This is a genomic window from Bacteroidota bacterium (assembly GCA_020402865.1).
Lineage (GTDB): Bacteria > Bacteroidota > Bacteroidia > Palsa-965 > Palsa-965.
This window is the reverse complement of the sequence record JADBYT010000008.1, coordinates 194001-218881: the sequence shown is the minus strand read 5'-3', so window position 1 is coordinate 218881 and position 24881 is coordinate 194001. Positions and strand designations below refer to the sequence as shown.

The following is a 24881-nucleotide window of genomic DNA, read 5'->3' as shown; positions in this document are numbered from 1 at the left end:
ATTACGATAAACGATCTTCTGAAAGGTATCAAAAACAAAATTAAGAAATCAATAAAAATATGTCCATCACCACCTTCCTCGCCGCCAACGCCGGCCTCAACTTACAAACCGCTGACCTCTTCAGCGCCGAAGCCCTTGCGCAATACAACTGGCCTGCAGATACCGATCAGAAACAGTTGCTGCAGCAACTGCGAACGCGGCAACGCATGCTGAAAGTGTATCCGGACGAAAACGTGGCGGCTGCGCTCGAAGGGCTGGGCTTTCACAGTGCGCATCACATTGCTTCGCTGGATGCGGATGACTTTGCACAAAAAGCGGTGCCTGCACTTTCGGGTATAACCGGTGTAACTGATCCCGCTGCGCTGTGTGCAAAAATTGCGGGCAATGCCGCACGCATCCGCCGCAGCAGTTTTGAGCTGGCGCTGGCGAAGCCGAAGGAGCTGGAACTGGATACCGTTACAGCACCGTCGCGTGATAGAAAACCGGATTTCCAGGAGGGTATTCCGGATTACCGGCGCCTGTTCGGGCCGATGCTTACCTGCGATTGTGACGAATGCCAGAGCATTTTCGGACCGGCCGCGTATTTCACCGACCTGATGCGGATGGTAACAAAGTATGTTACACCGCCGCTGGAAGAACTGTTTACGCTGCAGTACCGCCGTCCCGATTTATGGACGATGCCGCTCGACTGCAAAACGGCTGAAACGGAAGTACGTTACCTGGATATTGTAAACGCCATTTTGCAGCAGAACCTGCAGGTCAATTTTACTGCCGGAACTGATCCGATGCAGGTAATTGCCGGATCGGTTTATCCGTTTAATGCACCGTTTAATGTATCACTGCTTACTATCCGCGGCGCGATGGAAAAACTGGGAGTGCCGCTGAATGTGGTTTATGATCTGCTTGATACCGCGCCACCTGCAGCGGCAGCCGAAACGCTTAACCTTTCGCCGGAACAACTTGCACTTGTGAAAGGAGCAACTTCCTATACCCTTGCACAACGGTATGGAATTACCGGCACACCAACCGACAGCGAAGTTTGCACGGCACTTTCGCAGCAAACTGTTTTGCTGCAGCAAACAGGTCTTGTGCCTGATCAGTTGGAACAACTGGTGTACCAGGATCTGAAACGCGGCACCGGCGGTTATGCCATGTACGATAATGGCAGCAGGGATATATCTACTGCGGCGTTTGAAAATGCGATGCTCACCGAATCGCTTACGATCGAACTCTGGGCATTTCCGACCCGGATTACAGGCGGTGTAGTTACCATCATCGGCAAAGGCACCGGCCAGGAGTTTTTCCTTACACTGAATGAGCAAGGGCAGGTGGAGTGTACCTATATTTTAGCGTCCAACGGTTCAACGATTACTATTACATCTTCCCGGAATCTTACGCTGAATACCTGGACACACATTGCATACACCCGGCATTATTCCACGGGTGAACATTACATTTATATTAATGGGGTTATGGATTCGGGTTATCAGATTGCACCGTATCCCGTATCGCAGTCAGAAAGCTCTGCAATCAATATCGGTTATATCAGCGGGTCATCCTATGGAGGTGCTTTATCGGAAATACGGATATGGACCCGGGCACGTACAGAAGCGCAGATCAAAAGCCTGATGTACAGCCGTCTGAAAAACTACGACGATGATCACCTGTTTTGTTACTGGCCCCTGGATGAAACGGGTGGCGATGTGGCGCATGATCTGGGGAAAAACCAATATGATGCAAGCCGAGGCAATCCGATTTATTTTGCACAGTATGAGTCGCTGCCCATAGGTACGATTTCGGAAATGAATCCGACGCTGTTGCATGGGTTATACCTGAACAGTGTGCTTTCGGCCAGTACATACATCCAGCTGATAGAAAAAAGTTACGATAGTACTTCAAATGCCGTTTCGCCTGCCGCACTCGCCCTTTCCGATGGTGTTACCGGTAACACCCCGGCGGGTGAAAACACCATACTGAACGATGCTGCGCTGAACCAGCTGGCCGTGCTTATAAGGCTGAAGGCACAAACGGGGTGGTCGTATGATGAACTGGACTGGGCACTGAAATCAATCAGTGGCAGCGCAACACCGGTTACGAATGACATGGTTGTTTCGCTCGGAAAAATTGCGGAGCTGACGAAACAATATACGATTCCTGTGGATGAGCTGTGCAGTTTCTGGTACGACATGAAAACCTACGGGCGCGGCAACGGCACAACGCCGCAGGACCTCTGGGACCGTGTTTATAACTCCCCGCCGCTGCTGAATGACAGCGGTGTTGATACAGAACAAAGTTACTACCGCCCGATTTATTCGAACAACCCGCTCTTTATGTCAGCGGTAATTTCATGGACATTCAAAGGCTCAAACTACAGCCAGGACCAGCGCATTTCGAACCAGCTTGCTGCAGCACTTGGTATTTCGGCTGCTGACCTTGCGGCAATTGCTGGTTCAGTCACAACAGCGACCTCCCTTTCGCTGTCGGTGGAGAACATGTCGTTACTGTATCGCATTGCCCGTTTTGCAAAACTTGTGCGTATGCCGGTGCCTGATTTTATAACGCTTACAACCCGGGCAGGTATGCAGCTCAGTACATCACAGCTGCGCTGGACACAGCAGCAGGTTGTTCTATTGTGTGAATATGCGGCCTGGATGAAAAAAGCACGCATCAGCAGCAGCCAGCTTTCGTACCTCACCACGGGTACTTATCCTGAAGGCACAGTCCCCGCATCCGTTACGGAAACATTTGACCGGGCAATGGATACAATGATAAAGTCGGCTGAACAGGTTATTGTTACCCCCGCTTCGTTTGTTACCGATACTGTAAATGCCGCCACTGCACAGGCCATTTACGATGAACTGGTAAACGCACAGGTGCTTACTTCCGGCGGACTGGTTACCAATTACATGACCATCAATCCGGGAACTATCACGCAGGTGTTATATACTGGTGCCGTTTCAGGTCCCGCGCTGTTTAAGGTGAATCCGTCGCGTTTCGTTATTTCGTTTAATGCAGCTAACGGCGACACGGTGCAGTTTCCGTTTGATCCGTTTGCCGATGCAACGGTACAATCCACCAACTGTTTTACGATCAGTTTGTGGGGGCAGCTCAATAGCATTACCACGCCTGGATGGCCTATGTTTGTCGGAAACCGGGTGGTGTGGGACAACAATAATATGGCCCCCGGAATTGTATTATCACAAATGGCAAACGGAGTGCTGCCCGGGCAACTGCAGATTTCGGAAGGATACAACAACCATTATTATGTGGGAAGTGCTCCCGGCTTTTTCAAAGCAGATAACGAATGGGCATTTATCTCGTGGGTAAACGACCACGGCAACTGGCGCCTTTACTGCAACGGCATACAGGTTGGCGAAGGCCGCCTGCCGCAAGATGTTCCGGGTGTTTATGTGCAGCCGACAACACCGGCTTATTATGCTGCAAATTCATTTACCGGCTGCATGGCCAACCTTTCTATCTGGAATACCGCCCGCACAGCGGAACAGGTGATGGAGGATATGTTTACTGAATTTACCGGCAATGAGGCCGGCCTTATTGCCTACTGGCCAATGAATGACGGAACAGGAACAACTGTTGCAAATCTTTCCCCGGGAGGCACGGCTTACAACGGAACATTCTTTGGTCAGCCCGCATGGATTCCTGTTCCAGATCTGCCATCCGAAAAAATTGTGACAGCAGTAACCGGTACACTTATAACCGCCCAGGCTGTGCAAACGGACCTGGTTATCCGTTCACTTGCTGCCGCTGCAGGAACGAGTGCAGAAACAATGTATGGTATTTGTTTGCTCAGCAGTAATGAAGTGAACAACCAGTCTGCATTTACCACCCCCGCAGGCGCAATGACCTACAGCCCGAACCTGCTGCTCAATGCCGATATAAAAACCAATCCCAACCGCAGCAGCTACCTCGATACGGTAAAATATAACAGTACACTTACCCGCTGGTTTAAACTGACCGGCCAGGAAGTAAGTAAGATCGGGCTGTATTCCGCGAAGTTCAGTACATCCACTACCCCTTCATTTACTTTCGGAAGCTACCTGTTTACGGTGGCACAACTGAAGGAACTCAGTGATTATAAATCGTTGCAGCAAATGTGTAACGAGGTGAACGGCCTCATCGGTTATTTTGAAAAAGCACCGGCCATAACTGCTACTTCGCATCTGCAACCTTCCGATGACCAGCTTACCCTGCTGGCCCGGCTAACGGGTTGGGATTACAACGAGCTGAAACTGATTACCGGGAGTTCCTGTTTTACTGCGGTTAACTTCAATATCGTTTCGGGTGTCCGCAAGATTGCGGATGTGATTGCTGCGGAAGAAAAAACCGGCATGGGTATGAACACGCTGTTGTTGCTGCAGCAGCTTTCCGCACAAAACTGTTTTTCGCCGGGCAGCTCCACCTGGCAAACCTTTGATAATGCCACCGCGGCAACCAACGCCGCACTAACCACGCAGCAGGGAGCCGACGCGGTTACTGAAAACAACGGCAGGATCCGCACCCAGGTGCGTGATGTATTATGCGATTGGCTGATGTGGCTCCTGGAGCCATCCATCGGTGGGGTTAAGAACCGCGAAGAATTGTATGAGTACCTGCTTATTGATGTGAACATGTCCGCGGATGTTAAAACATCGTGGACAGTTGCGGCGATGAACAGCCTGCAGTTGTATGTGAACCGCATCATCAACAACCTGGAGCCCGGTGCTGTAAATAATATTCCGCAAGCCTGGTGGAAATGGATGAACACTTACCGGGTGTGGCAGGCGAACCGCGAGGTGTACCTGTACCCTGAAAATTATGTAGATCCAACCCTCCGCAAATACCAGAGTGATGCATTCCGCCAGCTGGTAAACGACCTGTCGAAAAACCAGGTTACCGACGACACGGTGCGTACCGCCATGGCCAGCTACCTTGAAACCATTTCCGATGTAGCCAGCTTAATGCTGGTAGATGCCTGCATGGTTGATCTGCCTGACAGTGTTCCGGGTATGAACACCGGTAACCAGCGCCGGGTGATAAACATGGTCGGTCGCTCACAAACATCACCGGCTGTATTTTATTTCCGCACAGCCATGCTTGTAACCAGCGAAACGGCTGTTAACGACGAGCATATTGATCCGGCCGATGCTACACAGGTCAACTTTGGACCATGGGAAAAAATAGGGTTGTCCATCAATTCAGAATATGTTACAACAGTAACGGCTTTTGGAAGGCAGTTTATTTTTTGGGTGGAACAGACACAGATAACGAATACGACCGGGGTTAAAGAAAGCGAGGTTTCACCGAAAACAAGCAGCAGCAGCAGCAGCAGCAGCAGCAGCAGCAGTTCGTCGGATTCCGATTCCAAAAAATTCACCACCACCTATGCCACAGTTTATTATTCGTGGCGCGACTTTAACTCATCGTGGATTGAACCATCGGTTTTAAAGAAAGACATCCTGATTGCGGTAACCGGCAATGGTACAAAATACCTTGATTTTTATCCGGGCTGTTTATACGGCTCACAAATGGTGAATGCCGATCAATCAAAACGCTATCCGTATTACAATGACAAATCATGGAATAAAGTAAACGTATTGCCTTTTTCCAAAACGTCGGGCGTAGGCGAAGCATTGGTGGTGGTACTCGGGCCTTATGTTACCTGCGACCTTACCGTTGCAAATGCCCCGACACTTCCGAACAAGAAAATGAACGAAGCAGCGCATCAGTTGCAGGGGCAGTTGTACGCTGCAGCGCATTATGCGTACAAGCATAAAAACAAATACACCACCGTACTGCCTGCTACGCTGCTTACCGCATCATTTACCACGCGTGATTATAGTTTATGGATTGACACTACCGGGGCAAATTTTGTGGAAGGTGCTTTGGTTAAAGAAAATGACGGGTACGGGCTTGTATTTGATGTAACCTCATCGCTGCTGAACATGGAACTTCCCCCGGCGTATTCGTGGTGGCCGTGTACAGAAACGGATAATTTTGTGGTTGACCATACTGTTTATGATATTATTTCCGGGAAAAACGGGACGACAAGTGGTGCGAACTGGTCAACAGCCTATACCAGGCTTCCGGGTATAAGCGTACCGAATTTACAGTCCGGGAATGTTGTTTTAGACTGGTCAACCAATAAAATACAAAAACACAGTTCCTTCAGTTTCTGGATTTATCTTGCTAATGGTATAGCCAACAACACCACCCTTTTTGTTGCACCAAACGGCTACAGCAACAGCCACGATGAAGTAAACTCCGTTCTGGGAATGAAGTATGAAAGCATTTCCGGAAGTACCCCGACGGCTTACGGGTTGTATGTATATTATGCAAACAACCAATACCAAGGTGCTATATATAAAGTCGGTTCATCGGCTGTTGCTACAAACACATGGTACTACGTAACAATAACCAGCAATAAAACGGAGGTCGAAATTTACCTGAACGGCCGTAGTTTGCGGCTCAGTAGCAGTGGCCAGTCATTTACAGCAGCCACCGACTCAAACCTCACCTTTCATGGGTTTAATGGTTACATTTTCGGTCTGCTCTACCATCGTGTAACACTTACCCCGGCAGAAGCACTGGTGCTTTACCAGCAGGCCAACGGGTACCTGTACCTGTCGGGCTTACACGGTCCGCTCACTTCATTTAACCGCATCAGTAACAGTGCAGGAGCTTTTGTTTTCAATACGGATACACAGGCCTATCTTGCGTTTCCGGATGCCCTGAACAATACGGATACCGAGTGCATGCAGATTTCAACAGGCAATGATTCGCTGCATGTGTCGTACTCCAAATCGCCGCTGGTATCACCAGCACAGCCGAAAATGCGTTTTGTACGGGTGAACACCGATACCGTGGCACAGCTTATAACGGTGCTTGCAAAAACCGGTTTCGACGGGTTGTTTGCCCCGCAGATGCAGCAACTGGACGAAGAATCACTTCATCAATTCAATCCAACCACTTATACCGAATTACCCGGTTCGGACCTGATGAATTTTAACGGTGCCTTCAGTATTTATTTCTGGGAAATTTTCTTTTATGCGCCTTACCTTGTTGCTGAACAGTTGCGCAGCAGCAATAAATTTGATGCCGCTGAAAAATGGTACCAGCGTATTTTTAATCCAACGGCTTTGCAACCGAATGCCGGTGAAGAATGGTTTGATTTTATCACGAGCCCGGAAAAAGAAACCGGACCGGTAGCCTACTGGCCCATCAACAGAAATAACGGCACGACTACTGCTATAACATTTCCATCTGTAACTGCCAGTGATGCAGCTTTTGAACTTACTGCAACCAATGTTACATCGGCCTCCGGCGACGGTTTGCCGTTTGCATTTTTAGACCGTACCACCTGGACATTTAATTCAGGTTCCAGTCCGTCCATAGCAACTACCGGTTACAATGCATTACTGAACCCGGCTGAGTTTACAATTACAGCATGGGTAAAACTGACAGGACCGCCTACAACATCAAAAAACTGCACTATTGTTAATTCCCAGAGCAGTACGGATAACGGAGGTTACCACCTTCAGTTTGTGAAAACCACAACCAATAACTGGTGTTTAAAGCTTACTATTTATGCCCAGCTGAATGGCGCATCGATTAATTTTGTTTCAGCTGAGTCGTACACGCTGAACACACTCAACGAATGGATGTTTGTGGTCGGCCGTTATGACGGGAAAAAAGTAGACGTGTATATCAATGGAAAAAAAGTAACTCAAAATCCGGCTGCCGTTACCGGATACAGACAGAATACGCATAGCCCTTTCCGGGTGGGTTGTGGTAATTCTGCAAAGACGGATGTTTTTTATTTTAATGGCATTATAGCCGACGTGGCCTTATATGACTACGCCAAAAAAAGCAGTGCCATCAAAAAAATGTACCAGAGTTACATCACGATTGGACCCAATGCGGCGTTCTGGAATTTCCTGCCTTTCCGCCGCATCAATGCCACATCACTGTACCACATACTGAACGGTGATGCGTGGCAGGATTCCTTCCTGCAGCCGGCTGCGTATTATACCGCAAGCATGCAGATGGCGGTATATGAATACGATCCGTTCGACCCTGACAGCATCGCACGGCTGCGCGTGAACTCGTGGCAGAAAGCAACGTTCATGCGTTACATCGAAAACCTCATCAACTGGGGCGATTCGCTGTTTACACAGGATACCTGGGAATCGCTATCCGATGCCACCATGCGGTATGTACTTGCCGAAACACTGCTCGGCCGCAAACCGGTAAAAACGGTGGTGGAAGAACCGCAGCCCACTGTAAATTACAACGCCATTGAACTGGAATATGGCACTGCCGGTGTTCCGCAGTTTCTTATTGAAATGGAAAACGGGCTGTCGGATTTTACCACGACGGACGGACCAACGCTGCCGCAACAGGTGCAGAGTATAATTGACGCATATTACTGTGTGCCTTCGAATAAACAACTGCTTGGTTACTGGCAACTGGTTGCCGACCGGCTTTACAAAATACGGCATGGCCTTACCATTACCGGTGCGCCCAATGCCATACCGTTGTTTGCAGCCCCCATTGATCCGCGTTCACTGGTTACTAATTTTTCTGCCACAACTATTGGCAGCGGAACGGTTAATGCTGCCACACCAGCTGTGCCATGGTTCCGCTTCAGTTACCTCATTAACCAGGCAAAATCGGTTACCGGTGAAGTCGTTCGTCTCGGCGGGGAATTACTCGCTGCATTTGAGAAAAAAGATGCCGAATACCTTTCGCAACTGCAGGCCGGTTACCAGCAGGTTATTTACAACATGACCAACGATGTGAAAGCCGCACAGGTAAACCAGTTGCAGTATGTGGGTGAAGGATTACAGGCCAGCTACGCCAATGCAAAATATGTACATAACACGTACCTCGGCTGGATGATAGATCCGATAGGTCCGCTGGAGGCATTGTCTCTGCTGCTTTCTGCCGAAGCCGCAGCCGGTGCATTTATAGCCAATGCGATCCGTATTCCTGCTGTTCCTGCATACCTGTTCCCGGATATTTTTGGTTTGGCTGATGGCGGGATGAATTTCGGTGAAGCAATCAGTGCAGCTGCTCAACTCATTGAAGGCGAAGCGCACCTTGCCGGTGCTGCTGCTCAGATGATGCAACAGATGAGCCAATACGTGCGCCGCGAGCTCGAATGGGACCTGCAGAAAAACATTGCGGGCAACCAGATGAAAGAAATACAGGCGCAGATTACCGCCAACAATTTTGCACTGGAAGCCGCAAAAGGAGAGGCTGCAATAAATCAGACCCAGCTGGTTCAGGCACAGGAAGTATATCAGTTCCTCAAAACCAAATTTACTAACGAAGAACTCTACACCTGGATGTCGGGCCAGCTGAACACACTCTATTTCCAGATGTTTCAGCTCGCATGGAGCCTTGCACAAAGCGCACAAAACGCATTGCAGTATGAACTGAATATAAATCAGTCGTACCTCAACAGCGCCGCATGGAATTCATCGTACCAGGGGCTGCTGGCCGGTGATGCACTTGCGCTGGCGTTGCAGCAAATGGAAAATGCGTACATCAGCGGCAACAACCGCAAACTGGAAATACGCAAAACCTGGAGCATGCGCCAGAACAACCCGCAGGCGCTGCTCACACTCGTATCAACCGGCAACTGCAGGTTCGATATCAATGAACTGAGTTACGATCTGGATTTCCCGGGACATTACAACCGGAAAATAAAATCGCTGAGTGTAACAATCCCCGCTGTCGTTGGTCCGTATCAGAACATCCATGCATCGCTCACACAAACGGGTAATGCGGTAGCTGTTAAACCATCACTTGATGCTGTGGAATACCTGCTTGGCCTGATTTCCAGCGCACCATCCGACGGATCGCTGCGTGTAAACTGGAACCCGAACCAGGAAATTATTATTTCTACCGGCGTGAATGATGCGGGCATGTTCCAGGTGAACTTCAACGACGAACAATACCTGCCGTTTGAAGGCACAGGTGCCGTATCATCCTGGAATCTCAGCATTCCGCAGGCTGCAAACGCCTTTGATCTGCGTTCCATCAGCGATGTAATTATTACCGTTGAATACACCGCCGAAGATGGTGGCGCCACATTCCGCTCGCAGGTTACAGCACTTGAGCCTGTGCAGAATTACAAAGGCTGGCAATACCTCAGCATGCGCCAGATGTTTGGTGCAGCATGGTTTAATTTCTGCACCAACCCTTCAGGCGAAACATTTAACCTTTCGTTTGAACTGGTGAACCAGATGTACCCGGCCAACCTGTCGAACGTAATGCTGGGCAACGATGACGGACAAACCGGTGTATTTCTTGCTACCGCACCAGGCACAAGCCTGACCGGTCTGGAACTGTCGCTGAACAGCACAACCGGAACATCCTGGCCGCTGCCTGATCACCTGCTGCAGATCGGTTCAGCTACAGCCCCGGTGGCCGTACCCGGCAAAGGACAACCATGGACGCTGGCCGCAACAACGGTTCCCGACGATATTCTTACCGACGGGAAAATTGATCAGACCAAACTGCTCGATATCATTCTCGTAATGCCCTTTAACGGTACACTTAACTGGTAAAAACAAGCAGCATCTCGTCATGCTGTTAAACAAGACTGTTTCCGTTTCGGGAGCAGTCTTGTTTTATTTTTCCGTCCAGCCTTGAGCCATAGGGTAACTTGCTTCGTATTATGCGTAAATTAGCATAACGTACTTGCAAATACAACTATGAAAATCCGTCTGCTGTATTTTTTGCTGCTATTTTTTGCATTCTCGGCAATGGCCGAATTTAGGCCCGTGCCGGAGGTGTTTGCCATGCACATAAACAAAACTGACAAAGACAAAAAGAAAAAGAAGAAGAAAAAAAAGAAGCAGGCTTCGCCCACGGCAAAACCCCAAACCGAAAAGGAAAAGGCCAAGGCCAAAAAGCTGGAAGAAAAAAAACAACGCCAGCGCGATAAGAGTGTAGCGAAAGTGCAAAAAGAACGCGAAAAGAAGAATAAAAAGAAACAGGAGGAGATGGATGCCCAAAAACCTGTTTACACAAAATGTGATAGTGCTGATGTGGTTCGTACATCAACCGATACACTCCTGCTGAAAAAGTACATTAAAGTCTATCAGTCGCTCGGTGGTATATGCTACATTATTCATCTGCAGAAAATGGGCAACATTAAAAAGTCGGGTGAAGGAATGTATTATGTAAAAATGAAACAAACCGACGATAAACGCGAAATTGCCAACTGGAAAACCTATCTCTTCTGTCCGGTAGGAAAGCCCGATGGTACGGTAGCTCTCATTAATCCCGAAGGGGATACTATCCAACAATGTACTTACAAAGCCGAACGAAAAAACGGGAGTATGATTTTTTACAAACAGGGCGGCAAAATTGCCTATCAGGAAGAATATGTAAATGATGTGCGTGTATCGGATATGAATAAGGAAGATTAAGTGCGTTTTTTTAAATGCTTTGATTGATTTATATAAACTAAACACGGTTATTTATTTAGTAAATACTATTCTGAAAGGCTGTTAATTTCTTATTTTTTTGAGCGTAAGTAATTTAATATTTAAGTAGTATGATGTTTAATAAATGCTAATGTTTGAGTTGTAGGTTTGTGCGAAACCAAAACTCAAATCCATGAAAAAAATTACATCGTTTGCGCTGGCATTTATGCTTGTGCTTGCAGCCAAGGCACAACTTACTGTTAACCAGCAGCTCGATAATGCTGTTTTTGCTGCTGAAAATATTCAGCAGAATGCACAAACTGCCCGCGCCGTCAGCGATAATCTGGCGCTTCAGATTGTAGTGCTTAATGCACCTGATGCCAATCAGTTTATCAATAACATTGTGCCTGCACTTAACGGCACGCTCGATGAGGCTGATAACGCGCTTTACTGGGTGAATGAAGCCAACGTGCAAACTGGTAATCAGCTTTCAACCGACGGTATTTACGATATTGCCATTGAAGTGCAGAACCAGCAGGGCCTCGCACTCGACTACAGCAACCAGATTGTTACAGCTATTCAGGGCGGAAACAACCCGCAGGCACTCAGTCTCATTGCATCGCTCAATGCCGTGCTCGATTTTCAGCAAAGCCTTGCCAACGACCTGATTACGGTTATCGAAGAAGTACGGGCCAGCTACCAGCCGGTGTACAATGTGTGCATACGCATTGTAAACAATCAGGGCCAGGAAGTACAGGCCAACGACCTGTTTGGTTATTATGCGTTCAGTTATGCAACCAACGATTATCTCTATCCTGATAATCAGGAAGGCACCTGCTTTACCGCGCTGCCCGAAGGCACTTACACGTTTGATGCATTTGATGGTTACTTCAGCGGTGCTGTAGAAAATACCGTAACACTTTCGCAAAGCCTTGTAAATGCACAGGGAATCATTGTGGTTGATCTTGTGTACTGGTCTGAATAATTTTCCTCTTGCAATAATGAAAGCAGCCTCTCCCGGGGCTGCTTTTATTTTGAACAGGCGCTATAGATTTGAGTCCATGCGCCTGTAATAGACCAGACAGGTGATTAGCAGAAATACTGCCCAGAATATGTCGTACCCCAACAAACCTGTACGTTCGAGTACAATTTGCAGCATGGCATATACAATTACAGAATAGGTGAAAAGGTGTACTCCCCAGCGTTTAAGATGCCAGATGCCGATAAGGGAAATAAATTGAATACTGATTACAATTCCCAGTGCGCTGGGATAAAACATGCCGGCATGTTTTACCTGTGGCGAAAGCACACCGGCAAAACCAATAAGCGTTAAGATGAAATGCTTAATACATAAAATTGTAAGCAACCGCGGCCGCTCTTTAAGATAGCCGTGTGTGTGGTTGTAAGGTATTTTTCCGGTTTCACTCATGCGTTGCTGCGGATTGCTTCTACCGGATCAAGCTGTGAAGCCGAGTAGGAGGGAATGAAACCAGAAATAAGTCCGATGAGAATTGAAATGCTGATGCCCAGCACCACATTGGCCAGCGACAATGAAAAATCAAAATCAAGCAGCGAAGCCACAAGGACAGAAATGACCCACACCAGCAGCAACCCAAGTATGCCGCCAATAAGACAAAGCACCACCGACTCGATCATAAACTGCATCAGAATAAACGAATTACGCGCGCCAAGAGACTTCTGAATGCCAATTTGGCTGGTACGTTCGCGCACGGATACAAACATAATATTGGCAATGCCAAAGCCGCCCACCAGAATAGAAAACGCGCCGATAATCCAGCCAATGGTGCCCAGCAAATTAAACACTTCCTGTGTAGGCTGTGCCAGCAAACTCACTTCATTGAGCGCAAAATTATCATCGCTGGTAGGTTTGAGCCGGCGCAAACCACGCATTACACCTTCAAGTTCGTCGGTAAGATCTTCTGTTTTTACACCGTTGCGCGCTTTTACAAGCAGGTGTGGCTGATATTCTTCCGCAGTAATGTCAACCAGCGTACGCGCGTAGTGCATGGGCAGCAACACCTTTGCATCGAGGCTGGTGCCAAACATGCTTTCGCCCTGTTGCGCCACCACGCCCACCACTTCTACATTACGCCCAAACAGTTTTATGGTTTGCCCCACCGGATCGGTTGACGGGAAAAGCGCATCTGCCACTGCGCTGCCAATTACAGCCACTGCACGCCCGGTTTCTGATTCAAGCTCCGAAAAATAGCGCCCCGTTTTAATGTCGAATGTATTTACCTGGTCAAAATCATGTGAGGCCGCTGTAACTATACAGTTTTCAACAAACGATGTGCCTGCCGAAACAGTTTTACGCATATCCGCTACAAACACTACCGCATCAGCCAGCGTGGTGCGGCGCTTCACTTCTTCAAGTTCCTTAATGTCGGGCAAAGGCCGGTTAATATATTTCCACCAGGGATATTCCGGCCCGAATGTCCACGGCCATTTTTCTACATAAACTACATTTTCGCCCAGCGACGACATACTCTCCCGCACTTTTTTCTCCATCGAATCAACTGCCGTAAACACTGTAATAATGGCAAAAATGCCAATGGTAACGCCAAGCAGCGAAAGGATAGTGCGCAGCCGGTTTACGCGCAATGCATGCAACGCAAACAACACACTTTCACGAAATAACGCCAGAAAAATCACAGCTTAAAGATACGTGGTTTTCCCGCTCAATTGCATGCGTAAAAAAAGCCGCACCCGTTTCCGGATACGGCTTTTTCATAAGCAACACACAATCTATTCTTTAACCAGTTTTACTTGCTTATTGCCAGCCTCAATTATATACACACCACTTTCCAGCCCGATGAGAGAAAGCTGAACCTGTGTGCGGTTGTTTACCGCTTCACTCAGGATAAGCCTGCCTGCCATATCATACAGTGCAATGGTTTGCGCAGTATTGTTTTCGCCAAGGCGGATGAGTATAAAGTGCTGTGCCGGATTGGGATATATATCAAAATCGGCTAAAAAAAGTTCAGCTACTGTTATGCAAGCATCCACAAATATGCTTTGTGAAGCGCTATCACTGCAGGCATAGTTGTTGGTGTAAGTATATACAATATTGTGCAAACCCGTTCCGGCCACCGAAGGCGTAAACAAACTGCCGTTTACACCCGGACCGCTCCATAAGCCGCCAACCGGCGAACCACCACTCAGTTGTATGCCTATAGTCTGGTCAACACAAAAACTATCAACCGGCAATGTAAGTGTAGCAACCGGTTGCGGATTAACAGTAACCGTAACTGCCGCCGACGTATCAATACATGTTCCGTTGGTTGCCACCACATAATAGCTGCCCGGCTGGGTGATGTTAAGTGCCGTTGCTGTAGAATTGTTGCTCCACAAATAGCTGCTTCCGCCGGTTGCCGTAAGCGTTACCGAATCGCCCTGACAGAATGAAAGCGGACCGTTGGACACGATATTGCTGGTAATGCTTGTGCTGGAATTTACAGTAACAATATTTGATACAGCTATGCAGTTGTTTGCGTTGGTCACCGTTACCCAATACGATCCTGAATTATTTAGCGTAATGCTTTGCGTAGTGTCTCCGTTGCTCCAGAGGTAGGTATTGTTTGGTGGAGCAGTAAGTGTGATGCTTTCGCCTACACAAAAATTCAGCGGACCGTTTGCGGTAATAGTTGCTGAAGGCTGATTAGGGCATGAAATGTTTGCGCTCCACCCTGTGGAACCAGCGTTGGCATTAGAAACAAATTGAAACGTAAGTACATTGCCCGAAGATTGAACCGGAGGTGGAAGTGCTGAACCGGTGAGTGTGGCAATAAGCGGCGATGTAATGGAGGGACCATCATATACATATAAAACAGCACCGCCAAAAACACTGAACGTGTTAAACGCAAAACGTATTCCGCAACCGCTGTTTGAGTAGAACGACATTATCCGGTTTTCGTTGCTCAGGTAGTAAGCATTGGGCCCGCCAGTGTCGTAGAATGTCCCTCCGCAGGTGGCGCGTATGCCGCTCGTCATGCTTATCTGCGGGTTGGTATCGGGTTGCGCCACACAGCTTATGAATGCCTGCCAGCCTACGTTGTTGCTTGTACTGTTGCTTACAAAGCGGAACGTGAAACTGCTGGTGTTTGAGGTAATTGAACCTGGCGTAGCCACGCTGCCCGTATATGCGGCATACAATGGTGATGCAGCTGAAGGCCCGTCATACACAAATAATGTGTCGCCGGTGGCGAGGTTGAAATGCTGCGGATTGAAATCGAATTTCAAAAACGTTCCGTTGGCCGAAGTGAAGGTCATGGAGTTATTCTCGTTATCGGCGTAATTGCTTCCCCCGCCGCCGCCATCATAAAACACCCCGTTACAAACCGTTACAGTGCTGCTGCTCATGTTATATACGGGCACAACGGAACCAGCACAGGTAATGGAGGCGCTCCAGCCAAAACTATTTGTACTCGAATTGGTGATACAGTCAAATGTCAGCGAAGAACCGGTTGAAGTAATGAAACCCGGACTTGAAGAGGAATACGTACCAATCAGGGGATAGGCTGTTGATGGCCCGTCGTATATAGATATATAATCACCCGCAGCCATAGTAAATGTGTTAAAGTTTATAGCGAGTTTTTCGCCATTGTAAGAGGTAAACGTTTGTATGCTATTCTGGTTGTTGGTGTATGGTTGGTTCGCCCCGCCATTATCATAAAACAAGGCATTACATACATAGCGCACTCCGGCACTCATATTAAATAAGGCTGGCAAAGGAACTGACGATACACAGCTAAAATGCCCCGCCCAGCCGGTGTTGTTACCGGCTAAGTCTGATTTGAAACGAAATGTAAGACAAGTATCACTGCTGGTAAATGTTTCAAAAAATGATCCGTTCACCAGAATTGCCAGTAACGGAGCCGCTGTGCTGTTTCCGTCGTGTATAAAAAGTGTATCGCCCAAAGAAAGACTGGTAGCAAGATTGTTAAATCTGAACTTGATATGATCTGAAGTGCCTGAGCAAAATGTTTGTGTAATGTCCTGATTGTTGGTGTAATTAGCTGTAGCGCCACCATTATCATAGAACGCGCCACTGCAATCAGTTACTGTGCCGCCGCTCATGTTATACACAGGCAGCGCCGGTCCGGCACAGGAAATGGTGGCATACCACCCTGAGTAGCCTGATGATTGGGTGGAGACAAAAACAAACGTAAGAGAGGTGCCGCTTGAAGTAAAATTTATCGAGCCGGAATTTGAATACGTGCCAAGCAATGGATAGGCCGCAGAGGGGCCATCGTAAATAGAAATGGAATCGCTGTTTAGCAGATTTATGGAATTGAAGTTTACTGAAATGCGATTACCGTTGTTGGAAATAAATGTTTGAGTAAGATTTGAATTGCCTGAGTAGTCATCGATTCCACCATCGTCGTAAAACAAGGCATTACAAACATACCTTATCCCCGTACTCATCATAAATACCATTTGCGGTGGCACCGATGAAACACAGGTAAACTGTCCAGCCCAGCCTCTATTGTTGCCCGATGCATTTGATTTGAACCGGAACGTAAGGCAGGTGCCGCTGCTGGTATAAGTTTCAAAATTTGAACCATTTACCAGAATGGCCAGTAGTGGGTCGGCTATACTGCTTCCATCATGCACAAACATGGTGTCACCCAAAGAAAGGCCGGTAGCAAGCTTGTTAAAACTGAACTGTATATGGTCGCTGGTGCCTGAGCAAAATGTTTGAGAAATATCCTGATTATTGGTGTAGTTTGCACCCGCGCCACCATTGTCATAAAACACACCACTGCATGCAGTTATTGTGCTGTTGCTCATGTTATATACCGGAAGCGTGGGGCCTGCACAGTTTATGGTTGCTGCCCAGCCCTGAGCATTCATATTATAAGTGTGGCAAACGAAAGTGAGTGATGTTCCGCTCGATATAATTGCAGGGGGTAAATTTTCATATGTTCCAATAAGCGGATAAGCCGTTGTTGGTCCGTCGTAAATTGACAGGTAATCACCTGCTGACATGCTCATGAAGGTAAAGTTCAGGCTAAGCCGCTCTCCAGTGGCAGAAGTAAAAGTTTGTGTGATGTTGAGAGCCGTTCTGTAAGGTTCAAATGGTCCGCCATCATCAAAAAAAAGAGCATTGCATACATAGCGGACACCAGTACTCATGCTATATTGTGTTGGCGAAGAGGGTGGAGAAGATACACACTGGAATTGCCCGGCCCAGCCCGTTTGCTGGCCACCAGCATCAGATTTGAACAAAAAAGTAATACAAGTGCCCGAACTGGTTATCGTTTCAAATTTAGATTCTTTTACATATATAGCCAGCAAAGGAGCCCCGGTTGTAGCACCGTCATACATAAACAAGGTGTCATTTGTATTGAGGTGATAATACGAGTCGAAGTTTAGGAAGCTAAACTGCAAATGATCTGAAGTTCCCGAACAGAATGTTTGTGTAATAGTAAGGTTGTTCCCGTAGTCTCCCGCAGCTCCACCATTATCATAAAACGCACCACTGCAGGCAGTAACTGTTCCATTACTCATATTATACACCGGTAATACAGGGCCTGCACAGGTTATCGATGCCACCCACCCCGGTGCATTATTGCTGCTGGTTGTGAAGCAATGGAATGTAAGCGATGAGCCGGTGGAGAGAATATTTGGCGAAGAAGTTCCGTAAAAGATTCCAATGCGGGGATGAGATGTAGTTGGCCCATCGTAAATAACCATACCATCACCACTTGCAAATATCATCGAGCTGAAATTAACATTCACTCTGTTGCCATTGGCCGAAGTAATAGTCATTGTTAAACTTTCGTTACTGCCATAATCGCCCGACCCACCCCCTGTATCGTAGAAGATACCGCTACAAGTGGTTACCGTAGTGTTACTCATAATGTAGCTTTGTGCAAGAGCAGGCACTGATGCAATTATGCTCAACAGGAGAACAAAAAGCAGCTTTCTCATGGGACTTTTAGTTGTAGGGGAATTTATAGAGATAGTATTTATGCTTTTCAAGTGCAGCAAAGAGCGGAATCACGTATCACGAGTTCTTTGTCTCCGGCCAGATGCGATTATTGCCTTTGGGTTATTGTGATGTGAGCGTAAACTTGTTTTCTCGGGGTGTTTTCAGGGGTGAATATGAGGTGAGCTTTTCGGAAATCTAGTTATCATAAAATAACTAATTCTGAGTTTTCTTCAACTCAGGAATAAATTAAAAATAGTAAATTAATTGAAATGTAAATCAAATGATTAATTCATTTTGAGTGTTACATTATCATCATTGGGATTTCTGAAGCAAATAGTAAAGGATATCTCAATCAAATTGAGTTTTTTTATCACATGAAAACGGCCTGATTTGGTGCTAATAAGTATATATGATTAAAAGACATCAGAAGCTGAAATTGGCTTTAATGTACTTTTGGTAAGCAAAAATTAGCCGATGAATATTAATTCGGATCGTATCTGTTGTTTTTGTCGAACGAGTTTAGTTGCACAGGTCTGCACTATTACATATAACAAAGCCGCACCCGTTTGACAGGTGCGGCTTTTAAACATTTATTCGTCAATTATTCTTTTACCAATTTCACTAAATGATTTCCGGCACGAATTAAATACACACCGTTCTCCAAACCATTCAGCGAAAGCTGAACCTGTGTGCGGTTGTTTACCGCTTCGCGAAGCAACAGGCGGCCGGTCATATCATAAAGGGAAATGGTTTTCACCTCGTGTTCTTCGCCCAGACTGATAATTACCATATCGTGTGCCGGGTTGGGATACACCGCAAATTCACCAGTGTTTATAGTACTTACACCGTTGCAAATATCCACAAACACTACTTCTGTAGCCACATTGCTGCAGGCATTGGTATCTGTGTAGGTATAAGCAATGGTGTGCAGACCTGGCCCCGCAACAGAAGGCGTAAACAAATTGCCGCTCACGCCGGGGCCGCTCCACACACCACCCGCAGGTGATCCGCCGCTTAGCACGCTGGCCGAAGGCTGGTTGGTGCAGAAACTATCCTGCATGAGTGTAAGCGTAACCACTGGCAGCGGATTCACCGTAACCGCAATTACAGATGTAGTGTCCACACACGTACCACTGCTTACCACCGCATAGTAGTTGCCCGACTGTGTAACGTTAAGCGTGCTGCCTGTGGCGCTGTTGCTCCACACATAGCTGCTTCCGCCGCTGGCCGTAAGTGTTACCGAACCACCCTGACAGAAAGTAAGCGGGCCGGTGGCAGCAATGTTGCCGGTAATGCTGGCATTGGCGTTTACAGTAATAATATTTGAGGTGGCCGTGCAGTTGTTGGCATTATTCACCGTTACCCAGTAAGTACCTGATGTATTTACGGTAATACTTTGTGTATTGGCACCGTTGCTCCAGAGGTAAGTGCTGTTAGGTGCGGCGGTAAGAGTAACGTTTCCTCCCGGACAAAAACTCAGCGGCCCGTTTGCCGTAATAGTGGCCAGCGGCTGGTTGGGGCAGCTTATGGTGGCGTTCCAGCCTGTAGTTACTGTACTGCTGTTTGACGTAAAGCGGAACGTTAGTACATTTCCGGTGGACTGTACTGGCGCCGGAAGCGTGCTGCCCGTGAGTGTGGCAATAATGGGCGCGGCAATAGAAGGCCCGTCGTGCACATAAAGAATATCGCCCGATGCTAAGCTGAAACTGTTAAACGTAAAGCGGATACCACAACCGCTGTTGGAATAGAACGACATGGTGCGGTTTTCGTTGTTCGGATAGTTCCCGCTCACGCCGCCCTGGTCATAGAAATTGCCGCCGCAGGTGTAACGTATGCCCGCCGTCATCGAAATTTGCGGATTCAGATCCGGCGCAGCTACGCAGCTAATCAATGCCTGCCAGCCAATGTTGTTTGTGGTGGCATTGCTTACAAAGCGGAACGTAAAGCTGCTGGTGTTTGATACAATCGAACCGGGTGAAATATTACCTGTTAACACGGCATACAATGGCGATGCTGTGCTGTTGCCATCATACACAAACAATGAGTCGCCGGCTGCTATGTTAAAATGATTCGGATTGAAATCAAATTTCAGGTACTGGCCGTTGGCAGAGGTAAATGTCATTACCCGGTTTTCGTTGTTCGGGTAATTGTTCAGCGCACCGCTATTGTCGTAAAATACGCCGCCACAAGTGGTAACTGTTCCTGTGGTAAGCGGGTATTCGGTCAGTACCGGCCCGGCACAGCTGAATGATGCCGTCCATCCTGAAGTTGTCACACTACCATCAGAAGTAAACCGGAAAGTAAGCGAAGTGCCGGTAGAAGTAATTACGCCCGGGTTGTTTGATCCGGTGAAAGTAGCAATGAGCGGGTATGCAGTAGAAGGGCCGTCATATACCCAAAGGAAATCGTTGTTTGATTCGGTGGCAAAGAGCGAGAAGTTTACAGAAATCCGCTCGCCATTGTAGGACGTGAATGTTTGCGATCTGTTCTCGCTGTTGAGGTAACTTCCCGAAGGTCCGCCGGTATCATAAAACGTACCGCTGCATACAAATCGTGTTCCGGCACTCATGCTGAACACCGGCGCGGTGGGCGAAGCAGATGTACACTGAAACTGTCCGGCCCAACCGGCTGTTGTGTTTGTAGCATCCGACTTGAAGCGGAAGGTTACGCAGGTTCCTGAAGAAATAAAATCTTCAAACGACGAACCGGCAATGTGAATGAAGAGCAGCGGTGCAGCGGTACTGCTTCCATCGTAAATAAAGAGTGTATCGCCGGTGCCGAGTGTGGAATACGGCCGCAGGAAGGTAAACTGCAACCGGTCGGTAGTACCCGAGCAGAATGTTTGTGTGGTGCCGATAATGCTTGAACCGTAGTTAGCGTTGGGTCCGCCGTTATCAAACACTGTTCCGCTGCAGGCTGTAACTGTTCCTGCCGTTAGCGGATAGGCTGTAATTGCAGTGCCTGTGCAGGAAATAGTGGCATCCCATCCCGTAGTTACTGTACTTCCGTCGGAAGTGAAACGAAAGGTAAGCGAACTGCCTGTAGAAGTAATTGTGCCCGGGCTTGTTGAACCTGAATAAGTAGCAATGAGCGGGTATGCGGTAGAAGGACCGTCATATACCCAAAGGAAGTCATTATTTGTTTCGGTAGCGAACGAGTTAAAGCTGACACTCACACGTGCCGAAGAGCCCGAGCTGAATGTCATTGTAAGATTCTGACTGTTCGAATAATTACCTGCTGCCCCCCCCGAATCATAAAAAGTGCCGGAACACGTGGTTACGGTTGTGTTGCTCATGTTGTACGTTTGTGCAACAGAGGTGGCTACCAGCAACAGGGTAATAAGTGATGTAATAATGTTTTTTCTCATAAAAACTACGTTTACTGCGTTGCAAAATTACAACGCCCCTGTTTTTGATTGGTTGGATTAATACGAATGTGTGAGATCACACATGAAAGAAATTTTTTCATCCGGAAGATTTGGTCTGTTTTTAAAAAATGAATGAAAAGGCCTTTAAATAAAAGGATACGGGCGCTAACCGCATGAGATTTTATGTTCAGTTACTGTATTTGGAAAATGGGAACTTGTCGGGACAGGCGTCAACTAAATGGCCAAACCGGCAACATGTGATTTGTGGTTGAAACCTGATTCAGAAATAACGGGTGGGGAAGTGTGTAACGGAATTGCGTGGAAATTGCCCGAACGATAATTGGTGAAATTGTAACAGATTGGTTCTTCACTGACCGGGGGATAAATTGCTTTCCGGAGCTGAAAAGTGAAAAACAGGGCGGATGATTCAGTGTTGTGGTTATCAACACAAATGTGCTTTTATCAACAAACCTAAAAAAGGTGAAAACCATCGCTTCCGAGCCTTAAAAAGCCTTAATTTTACACCAGATTTCAAAAAACTTATGAACAGCCCGAAACCGATTAAAAACGCGCTGGTTTCGGTGTTTTACAAAGACAACCTGGCTCCGGTCATTCAACGGCTGCATGAGCTGGGTGTTGGTCTTTACAGCACCGGCGGTACGCAAACATTTATTGAAGAACTTGGTATTCCGGTAACACCCGTTGAACAGCTTACCTCTTATCCTTCCATTCTCGGCGGGCGGGTGAAAACCCTCCACCCGAAAATTTTTGGCGGAATTCTCAGCCGCCGCGAGCTTGACGCCGATGTGGCCCAGCTCGAAGAATTTGAAATTCCTGAAATTGATCTCGTTATTGTTGATCTCTACCCGTTTGAAGCTACAGTGGCTTCAGGTGCGGCTGAACAGGACATTATCGAGAAAATTGATATCGGGGGCATTTCACTCATCCGCGCCGGTGCCAAAAACTTCCGCGATGTGCTCATCTGCGCCTCCCGCACTGATTATCCCGCCCTGCTCGAACTCCTGAATACCAAAAACGGCACCACCGAACTGGCCGACCGCCGCGCTTTTGCCACACGGGCTTTCGCTGTTTCATCAAACTACGATGCGGCTATCTTCAACTGGTTTAACAGCGACCACGCCGAGCCGCAACTGCGTTTCAGTGCTACCAGCGGAAAAACCCTGCGCTACGGCGAAAACCCGCATCAGCGTGCCTGGTTCTTCGGCAACCTGACTGATCTTTTCGACCAGATACACGGCAAGGAACTGTCCTACAACAACCTGCTTGATATTGATGCCGCAGTGAACCTGATTGCCGATTTCAGCGACTGCACGTTTGCCATTCTCAAGCACAACAATGCCTGTGGTGTAGCCTCGCGCCCCACCGTGCTTGAAGCCTGGAACGATGCGCTGGCCGGCGACCCGGTTTCGGCATTCGGTGGTATTCTCGTGTGCAACCGCGTAATTGATGCCGCAGCCGCAGAAGCCATCCACAATATCTTCTTTGAAGTGCTCCTCGCTCCCGGCTACGAACCGGCGGCACTCGACATTCTCAAACAGAAAGTAAACCGCATCCTGCTGGTGCAAAAGCCCGCCGCAATGCCCGATAAGCAGTTCCGCACCCTGCTCAACGGCACCGTGCTTCAGGAAAAAGACCTGAAAACGGAAACTGCAGCCAACATGTCGCCCGCCACCACGAAGGTGCCTACTGAAACCGAGTACAACGACCTCGTGTTTGCCAATAAATTAGCCAAACACACCAAGTCGAACACCATTGTACTGGCTAAAAACGGTCAGCTCCTTGCCAGCGGCACCGGGCAAACCTCGCGTGTGGATGCGCTCAAACAGGCCATCGAAAAAGCACGCACCTTTAACTTCGATCTGCGCGGCGCCGTGATGGCTTCCGACGCTTTCTTCCCCTTTGCCGATTGTGTGGAAATTGCACACAATGCCGGAATTACAGCTGTAGTGCAGCCCGGCGGATCGGTACGCGACAAAGACTCCATCGCCTTTTGCGATCAACACGGAATGGCAATGGTAATGACCGGAACACGCCACTTCAAACATTAACCAGATACACCGCACCAACCAATGGGCGTATTCGACCTTTTTACTCAGGAAATTGCCATCGACCTCGGCACCGCCAACACCATTATCATTCACAATGATAAGGTGGTGGTTGACGAGCCGTCAATCGTTGCGGTTGATCGTATGACCGGGAAAATTATTGCCGTGGGCAAACAGGCCATGCAGATGCACGGCAAAACCCACGAAAACATAAAAACCATACGCCCGCTCAAAGACGGTGTTATTGCCGACTTCCACGCGGCCGAGCACATGATCCGCGGCATGATCAAAATGATCAATCCCGGGCGTAAAATGTTTCAGCCCTCGCTGCGTATGGTAATCTGTATCCCTTCGGGTATTACCGAAGTGGAGAAACGTGCCGTGCGCGACTCGGCCGAACATGCGGGTGCAAAAGAGGTGTATCTCATTCACGAACCCATGGCGGCGGCCATTGGTATCGGTATCGACGTGGAAGAACCGATGGGCAATATGATTATCGACATCGGCGGTGGTACCTCCGAAATTGCGGTAATTGCCCTCGGCGGTATTGTGTGCGATAAGTCAATCCGCATTGCCGGCGACGAATTTACCGCTAGCATCGAAGAATACATGCGCCGCCAGCACAACATTCTGGTGGGCGAACGCACGGCCGAGCGTATCAAAATTGAAGTGGGTGCGGCAATGACTGAAATCGAAAACCCGCCAGCCGATTTCCCTGTGCATGGCCGCGATCTGATGACAGGCATTCCCAAAGAAATTTACGTTTCTTACGTGGAAATTGCCCATGCACTTGATAAGTCGATCGCAAAAATTGAAGAGGCTATTCTCAATGCGCTCGAAATGACACCGCCCGAACTTTCGGCCGATATTTACCGAACCGGCATTTACCTGGCCGGCGGTGGTTCATTGCTTCGCGGACTCGACAAACGTATTTCACTCAAAACCAAACTGCCCGTGCACGTGGCCGACGACCCGCTTCGCGCCGTTGCCCGTGGTACCGGCATTGCGCTTAAGAATATCGACAAATTCCCCTTCCTGCTCAAGTAGGAAGCATT

General features: G+C 48.1%; 9 protein-coding genes. 5 read left to right on the top strand and 4 right to left on the bottom strand.

Annotated features, from left to right (window positions below):
- Nucleotides 1-59: 59 nt before the first annotated feature.
- The 3 genes from IM638_06695 (at nt 60) to IM638_06685 (ending at nt 12423) form a co-directional block, all read left to right on the top strand.
- The gene (locus IM638_06695) at nt 60-10574 is read left to right on the top strand and encodes a hypothetical protein (protein MCA6362708.1); all 10515 of its coding nucleotides are present in this window, start codon (nt 60-62) and stop codon (nt 10572-10574) included.
- Between the two features lie 147 nt (nt 10575-10721).
- Entirely contained in the window at nt 10722-11441 is a 720-nt protein-coding gene (locus IM638_06690) for a hypothetical protein (protein MCA6362707.1), read from the top strand.
- Nucleotides 11442-11631: 190 nt separating this feature from the next.
- Nucleotides 11632-12423, top strand: coding sequence for a hypothetical protein (locus IM638_06685; protein MCA6362706.1), 792 nt, complete (start codon nt 11632-11634; stop codon nt 12421-12423).
- 60 nt (nt 12424-12483) lie between these two features.
- Here IM638_06685 and IM638_06680 read toward each other — a convergent pair whose 3' ends face one another.
- The 4 genes from IM638_06680 to IM638_06665 form a co-directional block, all read right to left on the bottom strand.
- A complete protein-coding gene (locus tag IM638_06680; GenBank protein MCA6362705.1) occupies nt 12484-12867 on the bottom strand; it encodes a hypothetical protein in 384 nt (127 codons plus the stop codon).
- Nucleotides 12864-14111, bottom strand: a complete 1248-nt coding sequence (locus IM638_06675) for an ABC transporter permease (GenBank protein ID MCA6362704.1) — start codon at nt 14109-14111, stop codon at nt 12864-12866. Before IM638_06675 ends, IM638_06680 begins: the two co-directional genes overlap by 4 nt.
- Nucleotides 14112-14204: 93 nt before the next feature.
- Nucleotides 14205-18392 (bottom strand): T9SS type A sorting domain-containing protein, encoded by a 4188-nt coding sequence (locus IM638_06670; GenBank protein MCA6362703.1) that lies wholly within the window; start codon nt 18390-18392, stop codon nt 14205-14207.
- A gap of 602 nt (nt 18393-18994) precedes the next feature.
- The gene (locus IM638_06665) at nt 18995-21760 is read right to left on the bottom strand and encodes a T9SS type A sorting domain-containing protein (protein ID MCA6362702.1); all 2766 of its coding nucleotides are present in this window, start codon (nt 21758-21760) and stop codon (nt 18995-18997) included.
- Nucleotides 21761-22302: 542 nt separating this feature from the next.
- On the opposite strand from IM638_06665, the gene purH reads away from it, so the two are divergent.
- Both purH and IM638_06655 read left to right on the top strand, forming a co-directional pair.
- A complete protein-coding gene (purH, locus tag IM638_06660) occupies nt 22303-23829 on the top strand; it encodes a bifunctional phosphoribosylaminoimidazolecarboxamide formyltransferase/IMP cyclohydrolase (GenBank protein MCA6362701.1) in 1527 nt (508 codons plus the stop codon).
- Nucleotides 23830-23850: 21 nt separating this feature from the next.
- Entirely contained in the window at nt 23851-24873 is a 1023-nt protein-coding gene (locus IM638_06655) for a rod shape-determining protein (GenBank protein ID MCA6362700.1), read from the top strand.
- The last annotated feature ends 8 nt before the right edge of the window (nt 24874-24881 follow it).

What these genes read in the sequence shown, in the direction of transcription:
- IM638_06670 (MCA6362703.1), bottom strand. Translation starts at nt 18,392, where the DNA reads ATGAGAAAGCTGCTTTTTGTTCTCCTGTTGAGCATAATTGCATCAGTG.
- IM638_06655 (MCA6362700.1), top strand. Translation starts at nt 23,851, where the DNA reads ATGGGCGTATTCGACCTTTTTACTCAGGAAATTGCCATCGACCTCGGC.
- IM638_06690 (MCA6362707.1), top strand. Translation starts at nt 10,722, where the DNA reads ATGAAAATCCGTCTGCTGTATTTTTTGCTGCTATTTTTTGCATTCTCG.
- IM638_06665 (MCA6362702.1), bottom strand. Translation starts at nt 21,760, where the DNA reads ATGAGAAAAAACATTATTACATCACTTATTACCCTGTTGCTGGTAGCC.
- IM638_06680 (MCA6362705.1), bottom strand. Translation starts at nt 12,867, where the DNA reads ATGAGTGAAACCGGAAAAATACCTTACAACCACACACACGGCTATCTT.
- IM638_06695 (MCA6362708.1), top strand. Translation starts at nt 60, where the DNA reads ATGTCCATCACCACCTTCCTCGCCGCCAACGCCGGCCTCAACTTACAA.
- purH (MCA6362701.1), top strand. Translation starts at nt 22,303, where the DNA reads ATGAACAGCCCGAAACCGATTAAAAACGCGCTGGTTTCGGTGTTTTAC.
- IM638_06685 (MCA6362706.1), top strand. Translation starts at nt 11,632, where the DNA reads ATGAAAAAAATTACATCGTTTGCGCTGGCATTTATGCTTGTGCTTGCA.